Genomic DNA, 21,295 nt, shown 5'->3' on the forward strand with positions numbered 1-21,295 from the left:
ACGCATAAATGTAAAAAGATTCCGACCTTTGCCCCCTTTTTGAGCCCTTGCCCGGAACCGGCAGGGCTTCAACCAGTTCCATAAACGACAATGAAATATCTCAACGAAATCAATCGTCGCAAGACCTTTGCTATCATATCGCACCCTGATGCGGGTAAGACCACACTGACGGAAAAATTCCTGCTGTTTGGCGGCGCTATCCAGACCGCAGGCGCCGTAAAAAGCAACAAGATCAAAAAGGGCGCAACTTCCGACTTTATGGAGATCGAACGCCAGCGCGGTATCTCCGTGGCGACCTCTGTAATGACTTTTGAGTACAAAAACGTACTGATCAACCTGCTGGATACGCCGGGTCATAAGGACTTCGCCGAAGATACTTATCGCACGCTTACTGCCGTGGACAGCGTTATCCTGGTGATCGACAGCGTTAACGGGGTGGAAGAGCAAACGCGGAGGCTGATGGAAGTATGCCGTATGCGCGACACCCCCGTGATCGTGTTCATCAATAAGATGGACCGCGACGGTAAATTCCCTTTCGACCTGCTGGACGAGATCGAAAAGGAGCTGAATATTTCTCTGCATCCCCTTACCTGGCCGATCAATATGGGCAAGGAGTTCAAAGGGGTGTACAACCTGTACGACAAGAGCCTGAACCTGTTTACCCCGGGCCAGAAAGGAACGGATGAGAACAGCGTGCCCATCAACGACCTGTCCGACGAGCTGCTGGACAGTAAGGTAGGCACGCGCGATGCCAACCAGCTGCGCGAAGACGTAGAGCTGCTCGAGGGCGTTTACGGCGACCTGGATACCGGCGATTACCTGAAAGGAAAAGTAGCGCCGGTCTTCTTCGGCTCGGCCGTGAATAATTTCGGTGTCAAAGAAATGCTGGATACTTTTATCCGCATTGCGCCCACCCCCGAGCCCCGGAAAACGGATAAGGGTGTGGTAGCGCCCACCGACGATCGCTTCAGCGGCTTCATCTTTAAGATCCACGCCAACCTCGATCCGCGCCACCGCGACCGTATCGCCTTCCTGCGTGTGTGCAGCGGCAGGTTTGAGCGGAATAAGAATTACCACCATGTACGGCTGGATAAAGATGTGCGGTTCAGCGCGCCTTACAGCTTTATGGCCCGGCAGAAAGAGGTGATCGACGATGCTTATCCCGGCGATGTGGTCGGCCTGTTCGATACCGGCAATTTCAAGATCGGCGATACGCTGACCGAAGGCGGGAACTTTTACTTTACCGGTATGCCCAGCTTCTCGCCCGAGATCTTTAAAGAGGTGATCAATAAAGATCCCATGAAGACCAAGCAGCTGGAGAAGGGCTTGCGGCAGCTCACAGACGAGGGTGTGGCGCAGCTGTTTACCCAGCATGGCGGCAACCGGAAGATCATCGGTTGCGTGGGCGACCTGCAATTTGAAGTGATTCAATACCGCCTGCTGCAGGAGTATGGGGCTTCGGTTAACTTCGTGCCGCTGGCCTTTTACAAAGCCTGCTGGATCACAGGTGAGAAAAAGAAGATTGAAGATTTTGTCCGTTTTAAGCAGGCTAATGTGATGGAGGATAAAGACGGGCACCTTGTTTACCTGGCGCAGAGCGAATGGTTCCTGAATACGGAACGACAGAACAACCCGGATATTGAATTCCACTTTACCAGCGAGTTCTAGCTATGGCGCGGCAGATCTGATATAGCAAAAAGAGGTAAGAAAGCTGTTTTTTGATATGGTTGCCTTTTTTTGCTGCGCTTGCCTTTTGGAACATCAGTGTAGCAAGCAATGACCGCCATGGCTCCGTTCCGGTTTTGAATGGCATGAACGTGTTCCTGTTAATTCCTTATTGGGGCGCCTGCCTGGTGTATTCGCTGGTCTTATTTGTATTCCTGAGAGACGGTCAACGATTTTGGCGTTTCCCTGTATTTATAATGCTGCAATGGCTATGGCTTGTGTATGATCAGGGAGCGGACGCTCTTGGCTTTGTCCGGGACACCTGGCCAGAAACCCTAAAAACGGCAACTTTGCCATGGATTACAGAATATGGATTTTTCTGAAGCTGTCATAAAAGGAGTATTATTGGGGCTGTTTATGGCGATTTCGGTGGGGCCTACGCTTTTTGCCGTGATCCGCTACAGCATGCACCATAGCTACAAAGCCGGTATTGCCTTTATCCTGGGCGTATCGGTCAGCGATATTATCTACGTAGTGCTGGCCAATATTGCGACCAACTGGCTTCAGTTCCTGGAAGATCATCAGCGTATAGTGGGCTATATCGGCTCCAGCTTATTCATCGTGATGGGGCTTGCCAGCCTGCTGCGTAAATACAAGCCCCGGAGGCCCAAGCAGGGTAAGGCATTGGACATCAGCGCCGGCGCCTATTTTAAAATATGGGGCACCGGCTTTTTGATGAACGCCCTTAACCCGGCTGTGATCCTGTTGTGGGTGGGTGCCGCGATCTCGGTCGCCGGCGCCACGATAGCCCCCCGGGCCGTGTTCTTCGGCGTGTGCCTGGCCATTGTGCTGGGTTTTGATATGATCAAGGTCTTCCTGGCCGATAAGATCCGCCGCCAGCTCACACTGCGCCGCATTATGTACCTCAACCGCATTTCGGCCATTTGTATCCTCGTCTTCGGCTTCATCCTCCTGGCCAAGATCTATTTCAATATCGAGCTGAGCCACTAAGCTATTCCGGGGCGGCCTCCGGCAGAGATTAGGGTAATTGGAAAATACTGCCGTAACTTTGCATTTTCTGTACCCGAAATTGAAAATGGAAGTTTGAAATCCACGATTAAGTTTCATTAAATCTTAATTTATTTCATGCTGAACACTATTGAAGAAGCATTAGAAGACATCAGGCAGGGCAAGCTTGTGATCGTCGTTGACGACGAGGACCGGGAAAATGAGGGCGACTTTGTTACTGCTGCCAGGAATGTGACCCCCGAGATCATCAATTTCATGTCGAAGCATGGCCGCGGGCTCATCTGCGCGCCCATTACCGAAGAACGGGCTGCCGCGCTCAACCTCAATTTAATGGTGGAGAACAATACCGTGCTGCACCAGACACCTTTCACCGTTTCGGTCGATCTCATCGGGCAGGGCTGTACTACCGGTATTTCGGCGCATGACCGGGCCAAGACCGTACAGGCGCTGATCGATCCCAATACCCGCCCGGAAGACCTTGGGCGCCCGGGGCATATCTTTCCCCTGCGTGCCAAGCCCGGCGGCGTACTGCGCCGCATCGGGCATACGGAGGCTACTGTCGACCTGGCTCGCCTGGCCGGTATGGAGCCCGCCGGTGTGCTGGTAGAGATCATGAACGATGATGGCACCATGGCCCGCCTGCCGCAGCTGGTGGAGATCGCGAAACAATTTGACCTGAAGATCATTACCATCAAAGACCTGATCTCCTACCGCCTGGAAAAAGAAAGCCTGATCGAGGAAGAGGTACGGGTGCACATGCCCACCAAGCATGGTGACTTTGAGCTGGTGGCGTTCCGGCAAAAGAATACCGGCGAGCAGCACCTGGCCCTGATCAAAGGTAGCTGGACAGAAGACGAGCCGGTATTGACACGGGTGCATAGCTCCTGCTTTACCGGCGATATCCTGCATTCGCTCCGTTGCGACTGCGGCGAGCAATTGCAGGCCGCGATGGAAATGGTGGAACGCGAAGGTAAGGGCTGTGTGCTCTACATGAACCAGGAAGGCAGGGGCATAGGCTTGTTCAATAAGCTGAAAGCCTATAAGCTGCAGGAAGAGGGTAAAGACACGGTAGAGGCGAACCTGGCGCTTGGCTTTAAGATGGATGAACGCGATTATGGCGTAGGTGCGCAGATCCTGCGCCACCTGGGTATCACCAAGTTGCGCCTGATGAGCAACAATCCACGCAAACGCGCAGGATTGCTGGGCTATGGCATCGAGATCGTCGATACCGTGCCCATCGAAATTAAGCCCAACGAATACAATGAATTTTATCTCAAAACCAAAAGGGATAAGCTGGGGCATGAGATATTGAAATAACCGGCGTCAATTCATACGCAAAACGGAGCTATGGTATCATAGCTCCGTTTTGCGTATACGGTCGTGGCTACTCCTCAGCGGCTGCTACGCATAGCTTTCACCACTTTCAGGCTTTTGTCGTTGCGGTATTGTTCGTACTCTGGGCTGCCCTTGGCAACAAGGGCTATTTTTCCTTCGGTATCGCAATGCAGGCCCCAGCCGTACCTTTTGGTGAGGGGTGACGCGCGGAAGCAAGGCTGGCCTTTGGAAAAGAAGGCTTCTCTTGCTGTTTTCCATTCGCTTTGGGGAAGATTATTTTTTTCGGCATGGACCCGGAACAGCACATCATCGGAAGTGTAGCGGTAGGGATGCCTTATGATCAGCTCGAATTCAATAGTAGCCACCGATCTTTTATCGCCTTTTTGCGGTGGTATCTCACCTTCGGTGGCAGGGCAGTCTTCAGCAGCTTCGATAAAGGTGTCCGTATAATTGGTGGTATGCAGCTTCATGCTTATCCGTATAAAGGTCGGATACAAATTTAAGCCTTCGCGAGTAAAGCCGGCAGGCGCTAATCTTCTTTTCCGAAAAAGAAAGATATTTGCAGCCGACTCATGAAATTGCTGTTTACCGCCAATCGCTTCCCGTACCCGCCCTACCGTGGTGATAAGCTCAAGATCTATCACCTGGCCAAAAGGCTGGCCGCCCGTCATGAACTGCACTTAGTGACCTTTCTGCAGGATAAAACAGACCTGCAATACCTGCCGGAGCTGCAGCGGATCTTCAAAGAAATCCACCTGGTACCCCTGAGCCGCCTGCAGTCCTATGGTAACAGCCTGATGGCATTTTTTCACAAGGAACCTTTCCAGGTGCGTTACTTCCATTCAAAAGCAATGGCGGAAAAAATAACCTGGCTGCGGCAGCAGCATCGTTATGACGCGGTGCATGTGCAACACCTGCGGATGGCGCAATACTGGGCAGATTACAAAGACACGCCCCGTATTCTCGACCTGCCCGATGCTTATTCGCTGTACTGGAAGCGCCGGGTGAACGGAGCCAGAGGCCTGCTGAAGGCTTTTAACCGAATGGAGCAGCGGCGCGTTTCGGCATATGAGCAGGTATTGAAGGCCTACGAGTTGTCGCTGGTCTGCTCGCGCGAAGACCTGAGCTACCTGGAGCAGGAGCAGGGGATCGGCAATGTGCGGCTGCTGCCCAATGGGGTGGACCTGGATACTTTCTCGGCAGATGCGCACGACTATACCCAAAATAAAACCATCCTGTTTACCGGCAATATGGATTATGCGCCCAACGTAGACGCAGTCCTTTACTTCGTCCGGGAGATCTTCCCACTAATCCGGGAGCAGGCGCCTGGCGTCGAATTCGTGATCGCGGGGCAACGCCCGGTGAAGAAAGTGCAGGCGCTGGCCGCCGCCGATATCCGGGTCACCGGCTTTGTGAAAGACCTGGCCGAATGGTATGCCCGTGCGGCGATTGTGGTCGCCCCGCTGCGTTTTGGCGCCGGCACACAGAACAAGGTATTGGAGGCCATGGCGATGGGCGTGCCTGTGGTGAGCCGCAACATCGGCTTCAACGGGCTCAACATTGCTTCGGGCGAAGGCGTGGTACTGGCTACCGAAACACAATCTTTTGCCGATACCTGCCTGGCCTTGCTGCAATCGCAGGACTACCGGCAACAAGTAGGAGCGGCCGGTCGCCAGGCGATCCGCAGCCAGTTTGACTGGAACGTAGTGGCGGTCTTGCTGGAGCAATATTTTATGGAGATCACGGGCGCCTGAAACCGGTGTTTTTCCTTGATACCGGGCCTTATCAACCTCTTAACGACGGGGGCCTCGACATATCGATATATCGGCTTAACTTTGCAGCCCTATGCAAAACACATTCGATACCGCCCTCCCGCTGGCGATCGGCAGCGATCATGCCGGTTTTCAATACAAAGAGCAGCTGAAAGCCTGGCTTACAGGCCTGGGCTGGACCGTAGAAGACAAGGGTACGCACTCCACTGATTCCACTGACTATCCCGACTATGCCCATCCGGTAGCACAGATGGTAGAGGAGGGTAAGGCGGCGGCTGGCATCCTGATCTGCGGCAGCGGCAATGGTGTGTGCATGACCGCCAACAAGCACCAGGGCGTCCGCGCGGCACTTTGCTGGAACGAAGAGCTGGCGACGCTGGCCCGCCAGCACAACAATGCCAATGTGCTGTGCATGCCCGAGCGCTTTGTCGATTATACCGTGGCGCAAAAGATGACTGAGCTTTTCCTGTCCACCCCTTTCGAAGGCGGCCGCCACGAGCGCCGTGTTGAAAAGATCCAAGGCAGCTAAAGCCGCAACCTTTTTCCTTCCAATCGCTAAACGGCATATTCCTTGAGTATCATCGATAAATTCCTGGCCAAGCGGAACGGTGGCAATCCCACGGCCGAGATGGGCTTCACCGATCATATCGAAGCACTGCGTTGGCACCTGGTCAGGGCACTGATCGCGATCATCGCCGGTGCGCTGATCGTTTTTTTTAATATTGATTTCGTTTTCCAGAAGATCATCCTGGGGCCGGCCAATAACGATTTTATCTCCTACCGACTCCTGTGCCAGTTCGGAAAGTCGATAGGCGTAGATGCGCTTTGCATGGATCCGCTGAAGATCAAGTTCCAGAACAACGAGCTTTCAGGCCAGTTCATGATGAGCTTCTCCGTATCCTTTATGCTGGGCTTTATCCTGGCCTTCCCCTATGTTTTCTGGGAATTCTGGAAGTTTGTCAAGCCGGCGCTTAAGCCCGGCGAGCTCAAATATGCGCGCGGTATCGTCTTCTGGTCCTCGCTGCTGTTCTTCATCGGCGTGTTTTTTGCCTATTTCCTGATTGCACCGTTCACGATCAATTTCTTTGCCAATTACCAGCTTAGCCCGCAGTTTGAGAACATTATTACGATCACGAACTACTACGATACCATGAGCGACCTCATCCTGGGGCTGGGCATTGTATTCGAGCTGCCGATCATTGTTTATTTCCTCTCGCGGGTCGGCATCCTTACGCCTAAATTTATGCGCGACCAGCGCCGTATCGCCATTGTGGTGATCATGGTAATTGCCGCTGTGATCACGCCGCCCGACTGGTTCAGCATTTTCCTCGTCGCCATACCCCTGGTGCTGCTGTATGAAGCAGGCATTATCGTCAGCGCTCGTATCCTGAAAGAGAAAAAGCTTAAGGAGAAAGAAACCCTGGACTGGTAGTTGCCGTTGCAGGTGAAGTTTATACCGGGGAAGCCGGTCGTTCTAGCAGGACGACCGGCTTCTTTTTTATGTGAGCCATCGGACAAAATCGTCTTTGCCGGCCGGGATGGCTGTTTTTGTTAATTTTTATCCCGGGCGAAAAAAAGGAATTCATAATCCCTGCCGCATTATTTACCTTTGACACTCTTTTAGTTGCACTACATTCATTATGAAGAAAAAAATTGCGTTGGTTGCCGGCGGCTATTCCGGAGAATATGTGATATCCCTGGGCACCGCGAAAACGATAGAGCAAAACCTGGATACGGAACAATATGAAGTATACAAGATCATAATCGACCGTAATGAATGGTACCACGAAACCACAGCGGGCGATAAGGTTATCGTCGATAAGAATGATTTCTCCCTGCAACTGAACGGGGGAAAGGTAACTTTCGACGCAGCATTTATCGCTGTGCATGGTTCTCCCGGCGAAGATGGCCGCCTCCAGGGCTATTTCGATATGATCGGGCTGCCTTATACCACCTGCAATGCCATCGTATCGGCCCTTACCTTCAATAAGAGCTTCTGTAATAAAGTGCTGAAGGATTATCATATCGTTCATATCGCCAATTCGGTGGTGCTGTACAAAAGCCAGCCCTACTCGCTGGGCGCGATCATGGAAAGCCTGAAGCTGCCGGTGTTTGTAAAGCCCAATGAGAGTGGCTCGAGCCTGGGTGTCAGCAAGGTAACCAGCCCCGAACAGCTGATGGGCGCTATCGATAAAGCATTTGCCGAGGATAACCAGGTGCTGATCGAGGAATTTATCGAAGGCCGCGAATTAACGATCGGTGTTTATGCGTTGAAAGGAAAGATACATACCTTGCCGCCGACCGAGATCGTCAGCAAGAACGATTTCTTCGACTACGAAGCAAAATATACGCCTGGTGTTACCAATGAGATCACCCCGGCTGTTATCGATCATGATGTGCTGATGCAGCTGAACCGGAAAGCCGAAGGTATATACCAGCATCTCAATTGCAGGGGCATCGTGCGCATGGACTTTATCTTGCATAAAAAGACGAATGACCTGTTCTTCCTGGAAGTGAACACAATGCCCGGACAAAGCGAAAACAGCATTGTGCCGCAGCAGGTGCGCGCCGCCGGCCTGAACCTGAAGACCTTTTACGGCAACCTGCTGCAGGAAGTGCTGGCAGGGTAGCATCCTATGCATGATACGATTGCTATCCCGGTTTAAACCGGAGAAAATATAAGTACAAAACATGTCGAAACCGTTTCATAAAAGCCTGCTCGGAACCCTTATTATCATCGCGCTGATCTGTATCGGTATCTACTGGCTTTTTTTCGCCTCGCTGGGCTGGATCACAGGGCATGGTAAAGAGCTGTCCGTACCGTCTTTGAAAGGCAAGAACCTGAATGAAGCACTGAAAGTGCTGGAGGGCGCCGGTTTCGAAGTGGACCTCGATTCCACTTACAGTCCCGATCAAAAGCCGCTGGTCATACTTGATCAGCAGCCCGAGGGTGGCGCCACGGTAAAAAACGGGCGTACGATCTTCCTGATCTACAATCGTGTAAGCCCGCCTAATACCCGGATGCCCAACCTGGTCAACATGTCGTACCGCAGTGCGGAAATGTTGCTGAAAAGCAGCAAGCTTCTCCTTGGCGATACCATTATGAAACCCGATATGGCCCAGGGCGCTGTGCTGAGCCAGCTGCTGAACGGCAAGGAGATTGCGGCCGGCACACAGATCCCGCAGGGAAGCAAAATATCGCTGGTCATCGGCGACGGACTGGGTAACAAGCAGATCAATGTCCCAGACCTGAGCGGTATGACCTATCCCGAGGCCATCGCAGTGCTGAGCGGCTCCAACCTGAATTATTCTGCTGTATTCGACGGTACCATCAGCGATACGACTACAGCCGTGATCTACCTGCAGCAACCCGAGGCTTTCAACGAATTCAACGAGCCCAATAAAATACAGGAAGGGGACAATGTCGATATCCGTATCAAGCAGAGTATAGAAAACGGCGAATAGCTATACCGCGATTAATACCAGCAAAGAAGGCGGCCCTTGGGCCGCCTTCTTTGTTACAATGCTTTTTTTATTGCCGGCCTATTGCTTTTCTCTGGGCAGATTCACTTCCATCTTCGGTTTCGTCATAGGGCGTATGTCCCTGTTTCTTTCGATCACTTTTTCATTCGCTTTCTCAACAAGAGGCATGGCTACCGGTCTGCTGAAGGCTTCTTTATCGGCAAGCTTTTCATCGCCAAGGTAATTCCAGCGGATACCGGTAGCATAGCGGTTAAACACTTTCTGTACGGTTTCCAGGGGAATACCCTGCAGGTCGCTCAGCATGGTCTCTTCATCTTTCCAGGTACCGTTGATCTCGGCAGTTCCCAGCGAGTAGGCCATGGAGTAGGTCGATTGTTTGCCCATAAAATAAGAAGTGGCAAACTGGGCCTTGGCATCACGCAGGTCGGTTTCGGTAAAGCCGTTGTTGTGCAGCCTTTTCACTTCGTTGACCATAACATCTACAGCCTCTTTGGGCTTCGTAGTCGTTACGTAGATGGCGGAATAAGGCTTGAACGTAGCCACAGCATAGGCTGAGGGGGCATAGGACAAATTTCTTTTGGTACGCACTTCCTCAAACAGCTTGTCGTAGAGGATCTGGAAGCCCAGGTTGAAAGCATAGCTTTCTTTCTTGTTCTTCAGAGAAGGTGCGCCCATAATGCCCTGGATATAATTGGTAGCCAGGTTGCGTTCCACCGTGTTCAGGCTGTTGCTGTTGAAGGTTGATTCTTCTGCAGCCGGCAGCTGCACCGGCGCAGCAGGTAGGGTGCCGAATGCTGCTGCGACCTGCTGTTTCAGGGCATTGATGTCGAGGTTGCCCACCACCACCAGCAACATCCTGTTCTTGTTGAGCAGCGTATTGTAATAGTAGTCCCTGGCCTGCTCTCGGGTCAGCTGCTCCATGGTCGATGCATTGCCGCCGGGGCGATAGGCATAGCGGCTGCCGGTAAAGGCATTATCCAGCGACATACGGTTGAGCATCGCATCGGGATCGCTGTCGCGTTCCTTGATACCGCTGATCAGCTTTTGCCTGGTAATGGCAAATTCCGCCGCCTCGAAAGCCGGGCTCAGCACGGCCTGGCTGAACAGGCGCCAGCCTTCGCTGAAATAAGGTTTTACGCAGGACAGGCCGATATAGCTGTAATCGTAGGAGGCGTCGCTGCCGATACTTACGCTGTATTTGTCGGCAAGGTCGCGGAACTGGTCTTTGGTCAGCTCCCTGGTGCCGCAGGCTACCGCAGCATTCAGGGCGAGGTCTTCTATGCCCTGCCGGGAAGCATCGTAGTTGGCTGTGCCGCCTTTGTAGAACATCACCGCACTGACGGCATATTTATCGGAATGCCTGAAGATCACCTTCAGGCCGTTTACGTCAAACTCCGTGGTTTGGGCATACGCTCCGATACCGGTTAAGGCTATCATCAGGAACGTAAAGCAGAACTTTATTTTCATTATAGCATATTTTAGGATAAATAAATGATTTGAATGCATGTCTCATCAGCTTTTCCAGAAGGAAGAGGGGTTCAGCTTACCTTTCTCGGCGGCATTGATCAGCAGGCCTGCGCTGTAATGCTTGTCCTTGATATATTTCTTTACATAGTTCTTGATATCGTTCCTGGTCACCTTTTTCAGGTTGGGAATATAGTCGTACATATAATCAAGATCGGCGCTGCACCACCAGTAAGCAATGGAGTGGGGCAGGCTGCTGGCGATATCGTATCCTTGCAGGGTCTGGATCTCCAGCTTGCGCTTGGCGGTTTCCAGCTGTTCGTCGGTAATGTAGCCATCGGTGTCCCAGAGGCTCACCTGCTTCTTTACTTCCGCAAGGCATTCGGCCAGCTTATCGGCCACGGGCACTACCTGCAGGGTAATAGGACCGGTGTGCTTCAAAGTCTCGTAGCCGAGCGATGCCTGCAGGGCAAGGCCTTTATCCACGAGGTTCTTCTGCAGCTGAGAAGAATTCTGGGAAAGGATATATGAGAATACATCGGCCACATGGGTATCGTACCGGCCGCTGCGGGTATCGGGGCCCAGCCAGCAGAACATCATAAAGGGCACGGAAGCGATCGGCGATTCCGTAATGAAATAATCGGTCTTGCTCAGCGGTTTGAATTCGGGAACCGGCCATTTCTCAAAAGGATCGAAGCCCGAGGGTTTCCAGTCGCTGTACAGGTTCTTTACTTTTTCCAGCACTTCGGTATGGCTCACATCGCCGCTGATGATCAGCATGGAATTATTGGGCCAGTAATATTTGTTCTTGATGGTATTCATCTTTTCCGGCGTGGCCGTATTGATGATATTGTGGTCACCGATCACATTCTTGCGGCTGTAGAGCTCGCCCCAGAGCGAATGGTTCATTGCGTCGAGCAAAGGAAAGTAGGGATTGGATTCGTTGCGCTGGAATTCACCGTCTACCACCACATTTTCCTTTTTCATTTCTTCAGCCAGGAAAAGGGGGTAGCGGATAGCCGAATTCATGAAGGAGAGGCCCTGGTCCAGGTTGGTCCTGGGCAAAGTGAAAAAGTAGTTTACTCTTTCTTCGCTGGTGGTGCCGTTAAAAGAGATGCCCAGCTCGCGCACGCGTGCCATGTATTGTTCCTGGCTGGGATAGTCTTTGTTGGCCTTAAAGAACATGTGCTCGTACAAATGGCTGAGGCCGTTGAATTCCGCTGGTTCGGTGTAGGAACCGTTGCGGGTAGTGATCTCGACGGTAACCAGGGGAACGGAATGGTCTTCTACCACGAGGACCTCGAGTCCGTTATCCAGCTTGGCCGGGAAAAAATTGGCGGGGCGCTGCGCCGAAAGCTGGGCGCCGCAAAGCCCCGTAAGGCTTAGGGTAAGCAAAGGTTTGATCAACATTAATTCCAGTGTTTAAGGTGAATAATCAATTGCGTGGTAGCGTCTTCGAATGAGCAAAGAAAAGGAATTCCCTCTTCCCCAAAAGGGTGAGATTTGCGAATAATCAGGGAAAAGAGATACCTAAAAACGCTGTTACAGAGGTGGTGATGCTTGTATAAAAAATGGCTGCCTTACCGGCTATTTCTGGAGTGAATATCCTGTATTATATTTAGCATCCTGAATCAGTGGATTTTGATAATTTAACTTTTTAACAACAGTTATTTGATTTAAATAACTAAACGTTAACCTAAATTTTATACAATTTAATGTTAAATTTGAATTGATTCTTGCTTAAGTTCGAAAAATTTGCTCATTAAAAATATGTTCCTTAATTTTGCTGTCCCTTAATCGGGAAAACGTACGTGCAAAATCTCTTTTGGTCCGGAATTTTTAAATTTTATTGGTAAACCTATTTCAAAAAGTAAAGCGCTTTTTGAGGTGGGATTATTTTGTCTTTTACAAAATCGGTGTAAAATACTATGTCTAACGTAACAAAACGCACACAATCAGGCCGTGTGAACTTTGCCAAGATCCACGATGTGGCAGACACGCCTGATCTGTTGGCCATTCAGCTTCAGTCTTTCCAGGATTTCTTCCAGCTCGAAACCACGCCCGATAAGCGTGACGTAGAGGGACTGTTCCGCGTGTTCAAGGAAAACTTTCCTATCACCGACACCCGCAACATCTTTGTGCTGGAGTTTCTCGATTACTTTATCGACCCGCCCCGCTACACCATCGAAGAGTGTATGGAGCGTGGCCTGACTTATTCTGTTCCGCTGAAAGCCAAGCTGCGTCTGAGCTGTAATGATGAGGAGCACGTTGACTTCGAAACCATCGTTCAGGATGTGTTCCTGGGTAATATCCCTTACATGACGCCCCGCGGTACTTTCGTGATCAACGGCGCCGAGCGTGTAGTGGTTTCCCAGCTGCACCGTTCTCCCGGTGTGTTCTTCGGACAGAGCACGCACCCCAACGGTACCAAGATCTACTCTGCCCGTGTGATCCCTTTCAAGGGCGCCTGGATGGAGTTTGCTACCGATATCAATAATGTGATGTACGCTTACATCGACCGTAAGAAGAAATTCCCGGTAACGACCCTGCTGCGTTCCATCGGCTACGAGAACGATAAGGACATCCTGAACCTGTTCGGTATGGCTGATGAGGTGAAGGCCGACCGCAAATCGCTTGAAGCCAATATCGGTCGTCGCCTGGCCGAACGCGTACTGCGCAGCTGGACGGAAGACTTCGTGGACGAAGATACCGGTGAGGTGGTATCCATCGAGCGTAACGAGGTGATCCTCGAGCGTGACAGCGTGCTGAGCGAAGAGCATGTGGATACCATCATCGAAATGGGCGCCGAATCCATCTATATCCAGAAGGAAGAGCTGAGCGGCGACTACTCCATTATCTACAATACCTTAAATAAAGATACCTCCAACTCTGAGCTGGAAGCGGTGCAGCACATCTATCGTCAGCTGCGTGGCAGCGATGCACCCGATGATGAGACCGCCCGTGGCATTATTGAAAAGCTGTTCTTCTCCGACAAGCGTTATGATCTCGGTGAAGTAGGCCGTTACAAGATCAACCGCAAGCTGGAGCTGGACCAGGACAACGATAAAAAAGTACTGTCCAAGGAAGATATCATTGCGATCATCAAATACCTGGTAAGGCTGTCGAACGGTAAAGCGGAGATCGACGATATCGATCACCTCAGCAACCGCCGCGTGCGTACTGTGGGTGAGCAGCTGTATGCCCAGTTCGGTGTAGGTCTGAGCCGTATGGCCCGTACCATCCGCGAGCGTATGAACGTGCGGGACAACGAGGTGTTTACACCCATCGACCTGATCAACGCCCGTACCCTGAGCTCCGTGATCAACTCGTTCTTCGGTACTTCCCAGCTGAGCCAGTTCCTGGATCAGACCAACCCGCTTTCCGAGATCACGCACAAGCGTCGTATCTCCGCCCTCGGACCAGGTGGTCTGAGCCGTGAGCGTGCGGGCTTTGAGGTACGTGACGTTCACTATAGCCACTACGGCCGCCTGTGTACGATCGAAACGCCGGAAGGTCCGAACATCGGTCTGATCTCTACCTTGTGCGTGCACGCCAAGATCAACGATATGGGCTTTATCGAAACACCTTACCGTAAAGTAAAAGATGGTAAAGTGGACCTGAAGCACGAGATCTACCTGAGCGCCGAAGAAGAAGATGATAAGAAGATCGCCCAGGCCAATGTGCCGCTGGACGAAAAAGGTAAATTCCTGGAAGAAAAGATCAAATCCCGTGAAACCGGCGACTTCCCGATCCTGGAACCCGAAGAAGTGGAATACATGGACGTGGCGCCCAACCAGATCGTGGGCCTGTCTGCTTCCCTGATCCCCTTCCTCGAGCATGACGATGCCAACCGTGCCCTGATGGGTTCGAACATGCAACGTCAGGCAGTACCGCTGATCCGCCCCCAGGCACCGATCGTAGGTACCGGCCTGGAGGCCAAAGCGGCGCGTGATGCCCGTATCCAGATTCATGCCGAAGGTAAAGGTGTGGTAGAATATGTGGATGCCAACGAGATTCACGTACGCTACGATCGCAGCGAAAAGCAACGCCTGGTGTCCTTCGAGGATGACCTGAAAATATACAAACTGACCAAGTACAAGAAGACCAACCAGAGTACCAGCATCAACCTGAGCCCTGCGGTACGGAAAGGTCAGAAAGTGGTGGAAGGCGACTTCCTCACTCAGGGTTATGCTACCCAGAACGGTGAGCTGGCCCTGGGCCGCAACCTGAAAGTGGCATTTATGCCCTGGAAAGGTTACAACTTCGAGGATGCGATCGTGATCAACGAAAAAGTGGTACGCGAAGATCTCTTTACTTCCGTGCACATTGACGAATACGAACTGGAAGTACGCGATACCAAGCTGGGTGAAGAAGAACTGACTGCCGATATCCCCAACATCTCTGAAGAGGCGACCAAAGACCTCGACGAGAACGGTATTATCCGTATCGGCGCACATGTGAAGGAAGGCGATATCCTGATCGGTAAGATCACGCCTAAAGGCGAAAGTGACCCGACACCTGAAGAGAAGCTGCTCCGCGCGATCTTCGGCGACAAAGCCGGTGATGCGAAAGACGCTTCCCTGAAGGCCTCTCCCTCTGTGGAAGGGGTGATCATCGGCAAGCAGCTGTTCCAGCGTGCCAAGAAAGATAAGAATGCGAAGGTGAAGGAGAAAGGTGAACTGGAGAAGATTGAAAAAGTGCATACGCAGAATACCGACGAGATCAAGAAGCTGCTGCTGGAAAAACTGTCCGTGCTGCTGTCCGACAAGGCCTCTGCAGGGGTGACCAACACCTATGGCGAGCCGGTGATCAGCAAAGGCGGTAAGTTCTCGACCAAGGTGCTGAACTCTGTTGACTTCCAGAGCGTGAATCCCCTGGGATGGACCGGCGAAGAAGAAACAGATGCCCTGGTGAATCAGCTGCTGCACAACTACAACATCAAGTATAACGAAGAGCTGGGCCGTTACAAGCGTGAGAAGTTCAACCTGTCTATCGGTGATGAGCTGCCCACAGGCGTGCTGAAGCTGGCTAAAGTTTACCTGGCCGTGAAGCGTAAGCTGAAGGTAGGAGATAAGATGGCCGGTCGTCATGGTAACAAGGGTATTGTAGCCAAGATCGTACGTGCGGAAGACATGCCGTTCCTGGAAGACGGAACCCCGGTAGATATCGTGCTGAACCCGCTGGGTGTACCTTCGAGGATGAACCTTGGACAGATCTACGAAACCATCCTGGGATGGGCAGGCGAAAAGCTCGGACTGCGTTTTGCCACGCCGATCTTCGATGGCGCTTCTTCCGACGAGATCAAGCATTATATCGAAGACGCCGGCCTGCCGAGCTTCGGACACACTTACCTGTATGACGGTGAGACCGGCGACCGCTTCCACCAGAAAGCAACCGTGGGTATTATCTATATGATCAAGCTGCACCACATGGTGGATGATAAGATGCACGCCCGTTCGATCGGACCTTACTCGCTCATCACGCAGCAGCCCCTGGGTGGTAAAGCCCAGTTTGGTGGCCAGCGTTTCGGTGAGATGGAGGTGTGGGCGCTCGAAGCCTACGGCGCCTCTAATATCCTGCAGGAACTGCTGACCATTAAGTCGGATGACATTGTGGGCCGAGCCAAAGCTTACGAATCTATCGTGAAAGGCGATAACATTCCGAAAGCCGGTATACCCGAATCGTTCAATGTATTGGTGCACGAGCTTCGTGGCCTGGGCCTTGAGCTGACCTTCGACGCAGAGAAAGCATAAAATTACCGATAAGCGGCGGGTGAAATACCCGCCGCCCATTCAAAACCTATTTTTTTAATTCATTTTTGAGCGGGTTGCCGGCCCTGGTTTGCAGCCCCAATACTCAAATTTCAATATCGATAAAATGGCCATTAAAAAAGACAACCGTCCCCGTTCAGGTTTCGATAAGATCACGATCAGCCTGGCTTCTCCCGATGGGATACTGGACCGTTCCTACGGCGAGGTGTTGAAGCCCGAAACCATCAACTATCGTACCTATAAGCCTGAACGCGATGGTCTTTTCTGTGAAAAGATATTCGGACCGGTAAAGGACTACGAATGTTATTGCGGAAAGTACAAGCGTATCCGTTACAAGGGTATCGTTTGTGATCGTTGTGGTGTGGAAGTAACAGAGAAGAAAGTACGCCGTGAGCGCATGGGCCACTTGAAGCTGGTGGTGCCCGTAGTGCATATCTGGTATTTCAAAAGCCTGCCCAATAAGATCGGTTACCTGCTGGGCTCCAGCTCCAAAAAGCTGGAAAGCATCGTGTACTACGAGCGCTATGTGATCGTGCAGGCCGGTGAAGCAGAAGAGCTGATCCGCCAGAAGCTGAATATGAAAGACAGCGAAGACACCTATATGGCTTTGCTGTCGGAAGATGAATACCTGGACATTGTTGATGCATTGCCCAAGGAAAACCAGTTCCTGTCTGACGATGATCCCAACAAGTTCATCGCGAAGATGGGCGCAGAAGCCGTACAAGACCTGCTGAGCCGCCTGAATCTAGACCAGCTGTCCTACGACTTGCGTAATGCTGCTGCCAACGAAACTTCCCAGCAGCGTAAGCAGGAAGCCCTGAAGCGCCTGGGCGTGGTGGAAGCTTTCCGCGATGCCAATACCCGCGTGGAGAACAAGCCCGAGTGGATGGTGATGCAGTATATCCCCGTGATTCCGCCCGAGCTGCGCCCGCTGGTGCCCCTCGACGGTGGCCGTTTCGCTTCTTCCGATCTGAACGACCTTTACCGTCGTGTGATCATCCGCAACAACCGTCTGAAAAGGCTGCTGGAAATTAAAGCACCCGAGGTGATCCTGCGTAACGAAAAACGTATGCTGCAGGAAGCCGTGGATTCCCTGTTCGACAACAGCCGTAAATCCAATGCCGTTAAGGCTGAGGGTGGCCGCGCGCTGAAATCCCTTTCCGATGTGCTGAAAGGTAAGCAGGGTCGTTTCCGTCAGAACCTGTTGGGTAAACGCGTGGATTACTCCGGCCGTTCGGTGATCGTGGTAGGGCCTGAAATGCAGCTTCACGAGTGTGGTATCCCCAAAGATATGGCAGCCGAGCTGTTCAAGCCGTTCATCATCCGCAAGCTGATCGAAAGGGGTATCGTAAAAACCGTGAAGAGCGCCAAGAAGCTTGTTGAGCGTAAAGAAGCCGTAGTTTGGGATATCCTGGAAAATGTGCTGAAAGGCCACCCGGTGCTCCTCAACCGTGCCCCTACGCTGCACAGGCTTTCTATCCAGGCTTTCCAGCCCCGTATGATCGAAGGTAAAGCCATCCAGCTGCACCCGCTCGTATGTTCTGCGTTCAACGCCGACTTTGATGGTGACCAGATGGCGGTACACGTGCCTTTGAGCAACGCTGCCATTATGGAAGCCCAGCTGCTGATGCTGGCTTCGCACAATATCCTTAACCCGCAGAACGGTACGCCGATCACTCTGCCTTCACAGGACATGGTACTCGGTCTGTACTACCTGACCAAGGGTAAGAAAACCATGGCCAATGAAGTGATCAAAGGTGAAGGCAAAGCCTTCTACTCCGCCGAAGAGGTGATCATTGCCCATAATGAAGGTCGCGTAGACCTGCATGCCTGGATCAAGGTAAAAGCGATCGTTCGTAACAAAGACGGACAGCTGGAAAACAAGCTGATCGAAACGACCGTAGGCCGTGTGATCTTCAACCAGGTCGTTCCTAAGGACAATGGCTATGTGAATGCGCTGCTGACCAAGAAATCACTGCGTGAGATCATCGGTGCGATCCTGAAAAACACCAATATCCCGCAAACAGTTAAATTCCTTGATGATATCAAGACCCTCGGATTCCGTACGGCATTCCGCGGTGGTCTGTCCTTTAACATCAACGACCTTACCATTCCTGAAGTGAAGGAGCAGTTGGTTGAAGGCGCTCAGGCCGAGGTTGACGAAGTATGGGACAACTACAACATGGGTCTGATCACCAATAATGAACGTTACAACCAGATCATCGACATCTGGTCCCGCGTAGATACCCGCGTTACAGAAACGCTGATCCAGGAAATGGCAACAGACAAGCAGGGCTTCAACTCTGTGTACATGATGCTGGATTCCGGTGCGCGTGGTAGCAAGCAGCAGGTAAAACAGCTGGCCGGTCTGAGGGGCCTGATGGCGAAACCCCGCCGTAGCGGATCTACCGGTTCCGAGATCATCGAGAACCCGATCCTTGCGAACTTCAAAGATGGCCTGAGCGTATTGGAATACTTTATCTCTACCCACGGTGCCCGTAAGGGTCTGGCGGATACGGCCCTGAAAACGGCGGATGCGGGTTACCTGACCCGTCGTCTGGTGGACGTAGCCCAGGATGTGGTGATCAACGAAGAAGATTGTGGCACCCTGCGCGGCCTCGCTACTTCTGCGCTGAAAGACAATGAAGAGATTGTAGAACCACTGTTCGACCGTATCCTCGGCCGTACTTCCCTGCACGATGTGTATCATCCACATACCGAGCAATTGCTGGTATCGGCGGGTACAGAGATCGACGAGGACATTGCCAATGCGATCGAGGACGCCGGTATCGAGACTGTTGAGATCCGCTCGGTGCTGACCTGCGAATCACAACGCGGTTGCTGTGCAAAATGCTACGGTAAGAACCTGGCTACCGGTTATATGGCGCAGAAAGGTGATGCCGTGGGTATCATCGCTGCCCAGTCCATCGGTGAGCCTGGTACACAGCTGACCCTGCGTACCTTCCACGTGGGTGGTACAGCGAGCTCTACCGCCATCGAATCGCAATTGCTGGCCAAGTTCGACGGTACCGTTCAGTTCGACGGTCTGCGTACCACCAAGCATACCAATGACGAAGGCGAAGAAGTGAATGTGGTTATCGGCCGTACCGGTGAAATGAGGATCATGGACATCGAAAACGACCGTCTGCTGATCACCAACAACATCCCTTACGGTTCTACCCTGAAAGTGAAGAACGGTCAGAAAGTGAAGAAAGGCGATCCGATCTGCTCATGGGATCCGTTCAATGCCGTTATCATTTCTGAGATTGAAGGTGCGGTTAATTTTGAAAGCGTTATTGAAGGTATCACCTACCGCGAAGAGGCCGATGAGCAAACCGGTCACCGCGAGAAAGTAGTTATTGAGACCAAGGACAAGACCAAGATCCCTTCTATCCTGGTAGAAGGAAAAGAAAGCAAGACATACAACTTACCCGTAGGTTCGCACATTGTGGTGAACGTAGGTGAAAAAGTAAGGAGCGGCCAGGTGCTGGTGAAGATCCCGCGTGTGATGGGCCGTTCACGAGATATCACCGGTGGTCTGCCCCGCGTAACCGAGCTGTTTGAAGCCCGTAACCCGTCCAACCCTGCTGTAGTGGCCGAGATCGACGGTGTGGTAAGCTTCGGCAACATCAAGCGTGGTAACCGTGAGATCCTGGTAGAGTCTAAAGAAGGTATGGTGAAGAAATATCTCGTACCGCTGTCCCGTCAGATCACTGTACAAGATGGTGACTTTATCAAAGCCGGTAACCCGCTCTCCGATGGTTCTACAACGCCGAGCGATATCCTGGCCATTAAAGGACCTCATGCCGTACAGGAATACCTGGTGAATGAGATCCAGGAAGTATACCGTCTGCAGGGCGTGAAGATCAACGATAAGCACATCGAGGTGATCGTGCGCCAGATGATGCGTAAAGTGCGCATTATCGACCAGGGCGATACCCGCTTCCTCGAAGACGATACCGTAGATAAGAACGACTTTATGGACGAAAACGATTGGATCTTTGACAAAAAGGTAGTGATCGAAGCCGGCGACTCTGAAAAGCTGCACCCGGGCCAGATCGTTACCCTGCGCGAGATCCGCGAAGAGAACAGCGCACTGCGCCGCAGCGATAAGAAAGTGGTGGAATACCGTGACGCCAACCCGGCAACATCGGCTCCCCTGCTGCTGGGTATCACCAAAGCCTCGCTGGGTACACAAAGCTGGATTTCTGCCGCATCGTTCCAGGAAACCACCAAGGTACTGTCTACAGCTGCCATCACCGGTAAATCCGACAACCTGCTGGGTCTGAAAGAGAACGTGATCACCGGCGGCCTTATCCCGGCCGGTACCGGTATCCGCGACTACAACGATATGATCGTAGGTTCAAGAGAAGAATACGAGCTGCTGCTGGCCAACAAGGACGTGCTGGAGTTCGACGAAGAGGAATAATCTCTTCTTTAAAAGAGTAAGCATAAAACCGCAGCGCCCGGCGCTGCGGTTTTTCTTTTTTACCAGCTTAAAGAGACACTGCGATGACTTTTGTTCCGGTATTTTTACTTGCCGCATCGTCTCCCGAAGGGGACGTTGCGGAACGCCGGTGTAAAGAGAGCATCGATGCTAAGAAAGCAGAATCGCTGGGTCCCTTCGGAGACCCTGCGATGAAGAATACGTTTCACTTTATAATAGAAAGCGGGTTTACAGGGTCCGTTGCAAGTTTTGAAAACACACTACAGATACCTTTTGTTTCGGTATTTTAATTTATATCGGTATTATTTGACTTTTATACGCAAATGAAT

The 21,295-nt window shown here is 51.9% G+C and carries 14 protein-coding genes; 11 read left to right on the plus strand and 3 right to left on the minus strand.

The window, feature by feature from the left end:
• Positions 1-90 precede the first annotated feature (90 nt).
• The 4 genes from DZC79_RS14395 to DZC79_RS14410 all read left to right on the plus strand — a co-directional run bounded on the left by DZC79_RS14395 (position 91) and on the right by DZC79_RS14410 (position 4,011).
• Positions 91-1,668, plus strand: coding sequence for a peptide chain release factor 3 (locus DZC79_RS14395; RefSeq protein ID WP_118952292.1), 1,578 nt, complete (start codon positions 91-93; stop codon positions 1,666-1,668).
• A gap of 50 nt (positions 1,669-1,718) precedes the next feature.
• Positions 1,719-2,048: a hypothetical protein gene (locus DZC79_RS14400; RefSeq protein WP_157977162.1), complete on the plus strand. Its 330-nt coding sequence runs from the start codon at positions 1,719-1,721 to the stop codon at positions 2,046-2,048.
• Between the two features lie 34 nt (positions 2,049-2,082).
• Complete coding sequence (locus DZC79_RS14405) at positions 2,083-2,676, plus strand: LysE family translocator (protein ID WP_157977163.1); 594 nt, start codon at positions 2,083-2,085, stop codon at positions 2,674-2,676.
• A 135-nt stretch (positions 2,677-2,811) separates the two neighbouring features.
• The gene (locus DZC79_RS14410) at positions 2,812-4,011 is read left to right on the plus strand and encodes a bifunctional 3,4-dihydroxy-2-butanone-4-phosphate synthase/GTP cyclohydrolase II (protein WP_118952295.1); all 1,200 of its coding nucleotides are present in this window, start codon (positions 2,812-2,814) and stop codon (positions 4,009-4,011) included.
• Positions 4,012-4,085: 74 nt separating this feature from the next.
• Here DZC79_RS14410 and DZC79_RS14415 read toward each other — a convergent pair whose 3' ends face one another.
• Positions 4,086-4,499, minus strand: a complete 414-nt coding sequence (locus DZC79_RS14415; RefSeq protein ID WP_118952296.1) for a DUF6157 family protein — start codon at positions 4,497-4,499, stop codon at positions 4,086-4,088.
• 102 nt (positions 4,500-4,601) lie between these two features.
• Between DZC79_RS14415 and DZC79_RS14420 the strand changes: the two genes are divergently transcribed.
• The 5 genes from DZC79_RS14420 (at position 4,602) to DZC79_RS14440 (ending at position 9,266) form a co-directional block, all read left to right on the plus strand.
• Positions 4,602-5,783: a TIGR03087 family PEP-CTERM/XrtA system glycosyltransferase gene (locus DZC79_RS14420; protein WP_118952297.1), complete on the plus strand. Its 1,182-nt coding sequence runs from the start codon at positions 4,602-4,604 to the stop codon at positions 5,781-5,783.
• A gap of 91 nt (positions 5,784-5,874) precedes the next feature.
• Positions 5,875-6,330, plus strand: a complete 456-nt coding sequence (gene rpiB, locus DZC79_RS14425; protein WP_118952298.1) for a ribose 5-phosphate isomerase B — start codon at positions 5,875-5,877, stop codon at positions 6,328-6,330.
• Positions 6,331-6,372: 42 nt separating this feature from the next.
• Positions 6,373-7,233: a twin-arginine translocase subunit TatC gene (gene tatC, locus DZC79_RS14430; RefSeq protein ID WP_232831836.1), complete on the plus strand. Its 861-nt coding sequence runs from the start codon at positions 6,373-6,375 to the stop codon at positions 7,231-7,233.
• Between the two features lie 208 nt (positions 7,234-7,441).
• Positions 7,442-8,431: a D-alanine--D-alanine ligase gene (locus DZC79_RS14435; RefSeq protein WP_118952299.1), complete on the plus strand. Its 990-nt coding sequence runs from the start codon at positions 7,442-7,444 to the stop codon at positions 8,429-8,431.
• A 61-nt stretch (positions 8,432-8,492) separates the two neighbouring features.
• The gene (locus DZC79_RS14440) at positions 8,493-9,266 is read left to right on the plus strand and encodes a PASTA domain-containing protein (RefSeq protein WP_118952300.1); all 774 of its coding nucleotides are present in this window, start codon (positions 8,493-8,495) and stop codon (positions 9,264-9,266) included.
• Positions 9,267-9,344: 78 nt separating this feature from the next.
• Here DZC79_RS14440 and DZC79_RS14445 read toward each other — a convergent pair whose 3' ends face one another.
• Both DZC79_RS14445 and DZC79_RS14450 read right to left on the minus strand, forming a co-directional pair.
• Positions 9,345-10,751 (minus strand): M16 family metallopeptidase, encoded by a 1,407-nt coding sequence (locus DZC79_RS14445; protein WP_157977164.1) that lies wholly within the window; start codon positions 10,749-10,751, stop codon positions 9,345-9,347.
• Between the two features lie 45 nt (positions 10,752-10,796).
• Positions 10,797-12,158 carry a M16 family metallopeptidase gene (locus DZC79_RS14450; RefSeq protein ID WP_118952302.1) on the minus strand — a complete coding sequence of 454 codons (1,362 nt, stop codon included), beginning with the start codon at positions 12,156-12,158 and terminating at the stop codon, positions 10,797-10,799.
• A gap of 518 nt (positions 12,159-12,676) precedes the next feature.
• Between DZC79_RS14450 and rpoB the strand changes: the two genes are divergently transcribed.
• Both rpoB and rpoC read left to right on the plus strand, forming a co-directional pair.
• Positions 12,677-16,501, plus strand: a complete 3,825-nt coding sequence (gene rpoB / locus DZC79_RS14455; RefSeq protein WP_118952303.1) for a DNA-directed RNA polymerase subunit beta — start codon at positions 12,677-12,679, stop codon at positions 16,499-16,501.
• 124 nt (positions 16,502-16,625) lie between these two features.
• On the plus strand, positions 16,626-20,948 hold the full coding sequence (gene rpoC, locus DZC79_RS14460) for a DNA-directed RNA polymerase subunit beta' (RefSeq protein ID WP_118952332.1): 4,323 nt from the start codon (positions 16,626-16,628) through the stop codon (positions 20,946-20,948).
• Positions 20,949-21,295 lie beyond the last annotated feature (347 nt).

The sequence above is a fragment of the Taibaiella helva genome (genome assembly GCF_003545695.1).
GTDB classification, from domain to species: Bacteria; Bacteroidota; Bacteroidia; order Chitinophagales; family Chitinophagaceae; genus Taibaiella; species Taibaiella helva.